This window comes from Streptomyces ureilyticus (assembly GCF_011045025.1).
GTDB lineage: Bacteria > Actinomycetota > Actinomycetes > Streptomycetales > Streptomycetaceae > Streptomyces > Streptomyces ureilyticus.
The window spans coordinates 1-3,131 of sequence record NZ_JAAKZX010000401.1; the positions used below are offsets into that span (position 1 = coordinate 1).

The 3,131-nt window shown below is 70.7% G+C and carries 3 protein-coding genes; 1 reads left to right on the forward strand and 2 read right to left on the reverse strand.

Annotated elements, in window-relative coordinates; translation table 11 throughout:
* Nucleotides 1-64: 64 nt before the first annotated feature.
* Nucleotides 65-1,399, forward strand: coding sequence for an NAD(P)/FAD-dependent oxidoreductase (locus G6048_RS47405; RefSeq protein ID WP_165345806.1), 1,335 nt, complete (start codon nt 65-67; stop codon nt 1,397-1,399).
* A gap of 11 nt (nt 1,400-1,410) precedes the next feature.
* On the opposite strand, the gene G6048_RS47410 is transcribed toward G6048_RS47405, so the two are convergent.
* A complete protein-coding gene (locus G6048_RS47410; protein ID WP_328829097.1) occupies nt 1,411-2,082 on the reverse strand; it encodes a phosphatase PAP2 family protein in 672 nt (223 codons plus the stop codon).
* A 350-nt stretch (nt 2,083-2,432) separates the two neighbouring features.
* Nucleotides 2,433-3,131, reverse strand: a 699-nt coding sequence (locus G6048_RS47415) for a helix-turn-helix domain-containing protein (RefSeq protein WP_165345805.1), incomplete at its 5' end; no start/stop codon positions are given.

The window sequence follows — 3,131 nt, forward strand, 5'->3', positions numbered from 1 at the left end:
CACGGTCGTTGCCCTCGAACCCGGCGACTCCCGTGCCGAGGGCGAAGCGCACCGCCCGCTCCTCGTGCCGCTTCAGCAGCGCGCGGGCAGGCAGTTCCCCTGCGATCTACTCGTCGTCGGTGGCGGCTACAGCGGACTGTGGACCGCGCTGCTCGCCAAGGAACGCGACCCGCGGCGAGACGTCGTGCTCGTCGAAGGCAGGGAGACGGGCTGGGCTGCCTCCGGCCGCAACGGCGGCTTCTGCGCCGCCTCGCTCACCCACGGCCTGGCCAACGGACTCGCCCGCTGGCCCGACGAGATCCACACCCTCCACCAGCTGGGCGCCCGCAATCTCGACGCCATCGAGGCAGCCGTCACCCGCTACTCCCTCGACTGCGACTTCGAGCGCACCGGCGAGATCGACGTCGCCACCGAGCCGTATCAGGCCGCCGAACTCCGCGACTGGTACGGGGAGTTGGAGCGCCAGGGACTCGCGGACGGCCTCGAGTACCTGGACGCCGACGCCGTACGGCAACAAGTCGACTCACCGACATTCCTCGCCGGCCTCCATGACCGCCACGGCGTCGCGCTCGTTAACCCCGCCCGACTCGCCTGGGGCCTCAAACGAGCCTGTGTCGAGCAGGGCGTCCGCGTCTACGAGCGTACGCCCGCGCTCACCTTGAAAGCACACGGCGCCGGTATGGCCGTACGCACTCCGTACGGCAGCGTCCGCGCCCGCCACGTAGCCCTCGGCACGAACATCTTCCCCAACCTGGTCAGACGGGTGCGCCCGTACACCGTCCCGGTCTACGACTACGCGCTGATGACCGAGCCGCTCACCGAAGCCCAACTCGCCTCCCTCGGCTGGAAGAACCGCCACGGCCTCGGCGACAGCGCCAACCAGTTCCACTACTTCCGGCTGTCGGCCGACAACCGTGTCCTGTGGGGCGGCTACGACGCGGTCTATCCGTACGGCGGCCGGGTGCGCGCCGAGTACGACGACCGCCCGGAGACCTACGCCAAGCTCGCCGGACACTTCTTCACCTGCTTCCCGCAGCTGGAGGGCGTCCGCTTCACCCACGCCTGGGGCGGCGCGATCGACACCTGCTCCCGCTTCTCGGCCTTCTTCGGTACGGCACACCACGGGCGGGTCGCGTACGCGGCGGGATACACGGGACTCGGCGTCGGGGCGACCCGCTTCGGTGCGGACGTGATGCTCGACCTGCTGGCGGGGGAGTCCACGGAACGTACGTCCCTGGCCATGGTCCGCAAGAAGCCGCTCCCCTTCCCGCCGGAGCCCTTCGCCTGGACCGGCATCGCCCTCACCAAGTGGTCGCTGGCACGGGCGGACGCGCACGGCGGCCGGCGCAATCTGTGGCTGAGAACGATGGACAGACTGGGCCTCGGCTTCGACAGCTGAAGCCTGAGCTGCTAACTGCGGCGGGAGTGACGCGACTTCAGGAACGCCCTCAGCCCGATCAGCAGCATCGCGCTCAGGACCAGACTCGCCACCACGTCCAGCGGCCAGTGGTAGCCCCGCCGGACCAGCCCGAAGCCGACGGCGGCGACCAACACCAGGCAGCCGAGGGTGAGTTCACGACGGACGTGCGAGCCGCGGAGCCAGGGCAGCAGAAGCAGCACGGCCGCTCCGTAGGCGACGGCGGCCGTCGCCGTGTGACCCGAGGGGTAGTAGGCGGCGCCCGCCATGCCGGGCGGCCCCGTACGCCCCACGGCCTCCTTCAGCGGGACGACCAGCGCGGGTACGGCGGCCATGGTGACCAGGGCCGCGAGCCCCGGCAGCCACCAGCGGGGCGTACCGGCGCGACGCGCGCGCCAGGCGACGTACGCGAGCGTCACGACCAGGACGGGGACCGCGACCGTGAAGTTGCCGAGATCCGCGAGGAGTTCGGCGAAGCCGTCCGGCAGCGGCCCGTCCGCGGCAGCCCGGCCGAGGCGCTCGTCGGCGCGGCGCAGCGGGGTGTCGACGGCGACCTGCCAGGTGAGGAACGCGAAGAGCAGGGCCAGAGTGGCCAGGGAAAGAGTCGGCCGCCCCGGAACAGGGGGGGTAGTTCCGAGGCGGCCGTAAAGACCGGGTCGTCGCACGCCCCGGGGGGTTTGGGGCGAGCGACTGTCCGATCGGTGAGGAGACCCTCCGGAGCCGGAGGCTCCAGTAGTGTGCGCGAGGGCACGACCAGGGCGAAGCTGGGGAGGCCCCGACCCTGTATCGCCCACAGTCCCCTGTGGGCGGGGTGTATCTCTCATCTGGGTAGAACCTACGACAGGGGATCGGCGTCCGACAGACCGATGCGCCTCCCGTCATGCACCTCGCACACGTTCTTCACATGATTCGTGCTAGGTGCCCCGGCTTCCACACCGGGGAGGATGCGCATCTCGAACCGGTGACGCCGCGCGCCATCCCGTCCGGTGGTTTGGCACACCGCGAACCCAACCGCCTAACCGCCGGACGCGGACGTCTTGAGCGCCAGCCAAAGCTCCATCCGCGTATCCGGATCGTCCAGTGACCGCCCCAGGATCTCCTCGACCCGCCGCATCCGGTAGCGCAACGTATGCCGATGCACCCCAAGATCCGCCGCAGCCGCATCCCACTGGCCATGGCGGGACAACCAGGCCCGCAACGAGGCCACCAAGTCCCCCCGGCCCGTGGCGTCATGCTCATGCAACGCCCGCAACAACCCATCCGCAAACGCCCGCACAGCGTCGTCCGCGAGCAACGGCACCACAGACCCCGCAGCCAACTCCTCGTGCTCAACCAGCACCCGCCCCCGCCGACGGGCAACGGACAGCGCCTGTTCGGCCTGCTTATAGGCAGCCGCGGCGGCAATGGGCCCGGCGGGAGCCGACAGCCCGACCACCAGCTCGTCGTCGTCGCCCTGTTCAGCCGCCCCCCGATCGGCCAGCAGCACCTCCGCGTACTGGGCGCAGGACGCGACCACCGCACCCCCGTCAGCGGCCAGCACCACCAGCCGCTCCCCATCGGGCACGACCAGCACGGCCTCCCCCGACCGAGCGGCCGCGGCCTCGACCACCTCCGCGAACCCAGCCACCGGATCAGCCCCGGCATCGGCCACCGCGTCAGCCCTCGAAGCCGGAGCCGCTGCCGAAGCCGAAGTTGAGAGCCTGTCTCTTATACA